This window comes from Pseudomonas sp. EL_65y_Pfl2_R96 (genome assembly GCF_963970905.1).
Taxonomy (GTDB): Bacteria; Pseudomonadota; Gammaproteobacteria; order Pseudomonadales; family Pseudomonadaceae; genus Aquipseudomonas.
Genome location: NZ_CAXAQH010000096.1, coordinates 1 through 1,274, shown reverse-complemented (window position 1 = coordinate 1,274; position 1,274 = coordinate 1). Strand labels below are relative to the sequence as shown.

The 1,274-nt window shown below is 56.8% G+C and carries 1 pseudogene; it reads right to left on the bottom strand.

From position 1 onward, the window contains the following. Positions 1 to 1,274: pseudogene (locus AACY49_RS29595) on the bottom strand (IS3 family transposase); the annotation flags it as partial.

Here is a 1,274-nt window from a genome sequence, read left to right as displayed (position 1 = left end):
CAAAGCCATCTGCCGGCCATTGTGGGCAGTATTTCAACGTCCGGAACAGTGATTCCGAGTACGGGTTGTCATTGCTCACACGCGGTCGGCCACGGGACGGCGTGATGCCCAGGTCATACATTTTGCTCAACAGCGTCAGCGATTTCATCGGCGCACCATTGTCCGAGTGCAGTACCAGTGGATCGTGCAAACACTGCTCGCCGATCACGCTACGTTGCAGTAGTGCAGCCGCCTTCTCGCCGCTTTCTTCTTCATAAACCTCCCAACCTACGGCCTTGCGGCTGTAAATATCCTCGATCAGGTACAGGTAGTAATACTTACCGCGCACTGGCGACGGCAAGTACGTAATGTCCCACGACCACACCTGATTGGGCGCTTTGGCCGCATGAGTCGTCGGAGCTGCGTACCGCCTGGGGCGCTGACTACGACCTCGATGTTGCTGTTGACCCGTTGCGCGCAGAACGCGATAAAACGTCGCCTCCGACGCCAGATAACATCCTTGATCAGCCAGGCGCGGCACGATCTGGCTCGGCGGCAGATGGGCGAATTGCGGGCTGTTGCACAGCGTCACAATGGCCTGTCGCTCAGCCTCATTCAGTGCATTTGGCGGTGTTGACCGTATGACAGTCGTTCGGGCATCGGCCTGGATAACCTCTGTTTGAGTCCATCGCTGCAAAGTTCGCAGCGATAGACCGATTTCCCGGCAGGCTCTGATTTTTCTGGCGCCTGCCGTGATCGCGCTACCCAGCCAGGCAACGAGCAACTGGCGCTCTGGCAAAGACGTTAGTTGTCCTCGTTGTCTTTGGTCCCCCAGTAGTCGTTGAGCTTTTTTCGCAGCACCAACAACGGGGCTGTTTCAGCGAGCGCCTTGTCTTTGCGGCGCAGCTCGCGCTCAAGTTCCTGGATACGTTTCCTGTCTTTGCGAGATTGTTCCCGATCTTCTTTTTGCTGGGCCTTTTCCGATTTCTGTCCGGTGATGAAAGCTCGTCGCCAGGCGGTGATTTGCTCGGGATAAAGGCCTTTGCGGCGGCAGTACTCACCCAGGTCGATCTCGGACAAACCGGCGGCTTCAAGCACGACAGCAAACTTGGTTTCGGCTGACCAGTTCTCGGTCAACGGCTTGTTTTCAGACACTGCATTTCCTTCAGAACTGAGCTGCTTGCGCCAGTTGGACAAAGACATTTCGCTGACCCCTTCTCGCCGGGAAACCTCGGCCATCGACAGGTTCAGCGGGGGAAGCAGCATCTTAAGTAATGCGGCTCTGCGTTCAGGTG